Here is a 4631-nt window from a genome sequence, read left to right as displayed (position 1 = left end):
GCCAGCACGCCGAAGGCGAGCAGCAGCACCAGCGTGCCAAAGCTCGCCATCAGGAGATAGACATAGCCTGCGCGCAGGTTTTCCGGGTCCTTGTGGTTCGAGACCACCAGCGCCCAGGAGGTCAACGACATGAACTCCCAGGCAACGAGAAAACTGAAGGCGTCGTCCGCCAGCACCACGATGTTCATCGCGGCGAGATAGGCGGGATAGAACGGCAGCACACGGCCGGGCGATGGTTCGTGACGGCCATAGCCCAGGGCAAACAGGCTTGCCGCCCCGCCACCGAAATTGACAACCACGAGGAAGAAAGCCGAGAGCGCGTCGATGCGAAAATGCGCACCGAGCCAAGGCAGGCCAATCGGCAGGACGATGGCCGCGACCGGATGAGTGGAGTCAAGCAGGTGAGCAAGCGCGATGGCGCAGAGCATGGTGGTGACGACGAGACTTGCGCCGTAGACGATGACAGAACCTCGCGCGTTCAGCGACAGCGCGATCGCCACAGGCGCCAGCGCCAACAACACCGCGACCGCCCAGAGCGCGGCCTGGATCATGGCCGCTCCGCCATGCCGCCTTCGCGCACGCACGTCGCGCTCTCGCTGGCCTGCCCTGGGCTCATGATTTGAGCCTCACGCCGCGTCCGCCACTGGCGGAAGCCGCGCCCTCCCCAATCAACTCGATCCCAGCCGAAGCGAGCGCCTCGACCAGCTTCACAAGCGAATCGACATTGCCCCGAATCACACCGTCCGAGGCTTCCATGCGCTGGATCGTCGGCAGCGACAATCCACAGCGCTGTGCCAGTTCGCGCTGATCGATGCCCAGAAGCGCGCGTGCGGCACGCAATTGCGCTGACGTGATCATGGGAACCCCACCCCAAACCCGGGAGAGAATGCAATTCTCGACCATCTATACTGATGCGTCAAGTATCAGTTAGGAGGCTTTTTGCATCATAATGCGCACCACCCTGCCGTGGCGTGCTGGAGCCGCAAATCCGCCTAGTCATCACCCGCGGAAAGCGGGTGATCCTGTATTCCAGAGACCGCGGAAATTCATTGAGAAGCCGCAGCGTACTGGATCGCCCGATCAAGTCGGGCGATGACAGTTGAGGAGGTTGCGCCAGCACACCTTGAGCCGTGACGAAAGCGTCGCCCCTTTCGATCAGAGGGAGGGGGATCAAAACTCCCGCGAGATCTTCGACAGCATCGACAGCAGCGCCGCGCGGTTGGTGGGGCCGAGCAGCTCGTTGAGGCGCGCCTCGTGCTTGCTCGCGACCAGCTTCTTGGCACGCTGCAGCACCGCGCGTCCCTTGTCGGTCAGGACCAGGATGTGGGAGCGGCGATCACTGGTCGAACGCATCCGCGTACAGAGATCGCGGCTCTCCAGGCCATCCAGCATCGCAACGAAATTCGGCCGGAGGATACCGAGCGTATTGGCGATCTCGGTCTGGTTGCGGCCGGGATTCTTCTCGAGCAGAATGAGCACGGAAAATTGCGCCGGGGTCAGCTGCAGCGACCCGACGCAGCGCAGGAAGTCCTCGAATACCTTGAGCTGCGCGCGCTTGAGCACATAACCGAGCAGGTCCGACAGCTCGCCCAGCTGCAACGCATCCTGTTCGCCCGCCGCTTCGGGCGTCTCCTTGCGCACTTTGGTGGCCTCCCCCGTTACGGCCCTTGAAACAGTCATCGCTTGAGACCCGCAATCCCGGTAGGCTATTCCACACCGGGCTTGAGATTATATTCAATAATTGTTATGAAGCATATCAAATTTCGGCGGCAGTGATCAACTGCCCCGATCGGATCGCTGGCACCAATCATGAACGGAGCCGCGATCCGAACCCATAGCTCAAGGGGGAGCGTCCGGTCTTGAACATGACAATCATGCTGTTCCTGATGCAGGACGGCATCACCAACGGCGCGGTCTATGCATTGCTCGGCCTGGCGCTGGTGCTGGTCTTCGCGGTGACCCGCGTAATCCTGATCCCGCAGGGCGAGTTCGTCACCTATGGCGCCCTGACCTACGCCTCACTGTCCTCCGGACAGATGCCGGGAACGGCGCGTCTGGCACTGGTGATGGGGGTCGCAGCCTTCGCCTTCGACCTCTACGCCGCCCGCCGCGCGCTGCACTGGCCTGTCATCGCACGGGCCTTTGCCGTCAACATCGTCCTGCCCGGCCTCGTGCTCGCGCTGACGGTCTGGGCGGCCGGGCATCATCCTCCGGTCGCGCTGTGCATCGCGCTGTCGCTGATCATCGTCGCCTCGATCGGCATATTCCTGTACCGCATTGCGTTCCAGCCCCTCGCGCACACCTCGGTGCTGGTGCTCCTGATCGCGTCGGTCGGCTGCCATCTCGCGCTGCAGGGGCTTGGGCTGCTGTTCTTCGGCGCCGAGGGACAGCGCGGACCCGTGATTGCCGACGCCGCCGTCATGGCCGGTCCGCTGCGCTTCACCGGTCAGAGCATCGCCGTCTACGGCGTCGCGACAGCCTTCATCGTTGGACTCTGGTTGTTCTTCGGATTGACCCTCTATGGCAAGGCGCTGCGCGCCACGGCCGTCAACCGGCTCGGCGCGCGGCTGGTCGGCATCCGCACCACGCTGTCGGGCCAGATCGCCTTCCTGCTCGCATCCTTGATCGGGGCGCTCTCCGGCATTCTGATCGTGCCGATCACCACGCTCTACTACGACACCGGCTTCCTGATCGGCCTGAAAGGTTTCATTGCCGCCATCATCGGCGGCCTGGTGAGCTATCCGCTCACCGCAGTCGCGGCGCTCGTCGTCGGCATCGTCGAGGCCTTTTCCTCCTTCTATGCCTCCAACTACAAGGAGGTCATCGTCTTCATGCTGCTGATCCCCGTGCTGCTACTCCGTTCGCTCGCCGCGCCCGCGGTCGAGGAAGAGAAGGACTGACGCGATGAGAGAGCGTTGGCCCATCCTGATCTTCGCAGCCGTGATGGCGGCGGTGCCGTTAATTCCCGGCATGCCGCCATTCTGGATCGTACTCCTGGACAATATCGGCCTGTCGGCGCTGGTGGCGATGGGGCTCGTGCTGCTGACCGGGGTCGGCGGTCTCACCTCGTTCGGACAGGCGGCATTCTGCGGGTTCGGCGCCTACACCACCGCGGTCCTGACCACGAGCTACGGCCTCTCCCCCTGGCTGACACTGCCACTCTCACTGCTCGTCGCGGGGGGCGCCGCCGTGCTGCTCGGTCTGATCACGGTGCGGCTGTCGGGACATTACCTGCCGCTGGGCACGCTGGCCTGGGGCCTGGGGCTCTTTTACCTCTTCAGCAAGCTTGAATTCCTCGGCCGCAATGACGGTATCTCAGCGATTCCGCCGCTCTCGATCGGCTCGTTCCGCATGATCGCGCCCGACACGATCTATTATGCGATCTGGACCGCGGTGCTGGTATCTGCGCTGCTCACGCTCAATCTCCTGGACTCGCGCACCGGCCGCGCCATCCGCGCGCTGCGGCGTGGCCACATCGCCGCCGAATCCTTTGGCGTGATCACGCCGCGCGCCAAACTTCTGGTGTTCATCTACGCAGCGGTGCTGGCCGGCCTGTCCGGCTGGCTCTATGCGCATTTCCAGCGCGCCGCCAATCCGACGCCGTTCGGCGCCCAGGCCGGCATCGAATATCTGTTCATCGCCGTGGTCGGCGGTGCCGGCTATGTCTGGGGCGGCGTGCTCGGCGCCGGCATTGTCGTGGTGCTGAAGGAGGTGCTGCAGAGCTATCTGCCCTATCTCCTGAAGGGCGAAGGCCAGCTCGAGACCATCGTGTTCGGCATCCTGCTGGTGGCATTGCTGCAGCTCGCGCCGACCGGCGTCTGGCCGTGGCTGGTGTCATATCTGCCGCTGAAGGCCGCACGCAAACGCCCCGACACCTCGCTTACCCTGCCTGCGCGCGAGCGCGCGTCGGGCGAGCCTCGTGTTCTGCTGCAGGTCGACAAGGCGCGAAAACAGTTCGGCGGCGTGCTCGCGGTGAACAACGTTTCCTTCGACGTTCAGGCGCGCGAGATCGTGGCCCTGATCGGCCCGAACGGCGCAGGCAAGAGCACCACGTTCAACCTGATCACCGGCGTGCTGCCGCCGACCGGCGGCATGGTCTCCGTGCTCGGCAAGCCGACCGGCCATGCGCCGCCGCAGGAGGTGGTGAAGCTCGGCATTTCCAGGACCTTTCAGCACGTCAAGCTGGTGCCCGACATGACGGTTTTGGAGAATGTCGCGATCGGTGCGCATCTGCGCGGCAGCTCCGGCGCGCTCTCCAGCATGCTTCGCCTCGACCGATCAGAAGAGGCGCGATTGCTCGCGGAAGCTGCGCGGCAGATCGCGCGGCTCGGCCTCGCCGACCAGATCGGCCAGCTCGCGGGTTCGCTCTCGCTCGGCCAGCAGCGCATCGTCGAGATCGCGCGCGCGCTCTGCGTCGACCCGATGCTGCTGCTGCTCGACGAGCCGGCCGCGGGCCTGCGCCACATGGAGAAGCAGCGCCTCGCGGCGCTGCTGCGCGAATTGCGCCAAGGCGGCATGTCGGTGCTGCTGGTCGAACACGACATGGGTTTCGTCATGAACCTCGCCGACCGCATCGTCGTGCTGGATTTCGGCACCAAGATCGCGGAAGGCACGCCGGCGGCGATCAAGAG

At 64.5% G+C, this 4631-nt stretch carries 5 protein-coding genes; 2 read left to right on the top strand and 3 right to left on the bottom strand.

Annotated features, from left to right (window positions below):
- The 3 genes from JOZ76_RS31735 to JOZ76_RS31725 all read right to left on the bottom strand — a co-directional run.
- On the bottom strand, positions 1-551 hold a 551-nt coding region (locus tag JOZ76_RS31735; protein WP_291705341.1), incomplete at its 3' end, for a proton-conducting transporter transmembrane domain-containing protein.
- Between the two features lie 61 nt (positions 552-612).
- Positions 613-858, bottom strand: a complete 246-nt coding sequence (locus JOZ76_RS31730; protein WP_291705340.1) for a helix-turn-helix domain-containing protein — start codon at positions 856-858, stop codon at positions 613-615.
- Between the two features lie 312 nt (positions 859-1170).
- Complete coding sequence (locus JOZ76_RS31725) at positions 1171-1680, bottom strand: MarR family winged helix-turn-helix transcriptional regulator (protein WP_291705339.1); 510 nt, start codon at positions 1678-1680, stop codon at positions 1171-1173.
- Positions 1681-1859: 179 nt separating this feature from the next.
- On the opposite strand from JOZ76_RS31725, the gene JOZ76_RS31720 reads away from it, so the two are divergent.
- Positions 1860-2900: a branched-chain amino acid ABC transporter permease gene (locus JOZ76_RS31720; RefSeq protein WP_291705338.1), complete on the top strand. Its 1041-nt coding sequence runs from the start codon at positions 1860-1862 to the stop codon at positions 2898-2900.
- A gap of 4 nt (positions 2901-2904) precedes the next feature.
- Positions 2905-4631: branched-chain amino acid ABC transporter ATP-binding protein/permease (locus JOZ76_RS31715; RefSeq protein ID WP_291705337.1), on the top strand; the 1727-nt coding region annotated here is incomplete at its 3' end.

This window comes from Bradyrhizobium sp., assembly GCF_019244115.1.
In the GTDB taxonomy this organism is placed as follows: Bacteria; Pseudomonadota; Alphaproteobacteria; order Rhizobiales; family Xanthobacteraceae; genus Bradyrhizobium.
Note: the sequence above shows the minus strand (reverse complement) of the source record. Positions and strands in the feature narration are given on the sequence as shown.

Coding starts and splice junctions, on each gene's coding strand:
- JOZ76_RS31730 (WP_291705340.1), bottom strand. CDS start 858: ATGATCACGTCAGCGCAATTGCGTGCCGCACGCGCGCTTCTGGGCATC.
- JOZ76_RS31725 (WP_291705339.1), bottom strand. CDS start 1,680: ATGACTGTTTCAAGGGCCGTAACGGGGGAGGCCACCAAAGTGCGCAAG.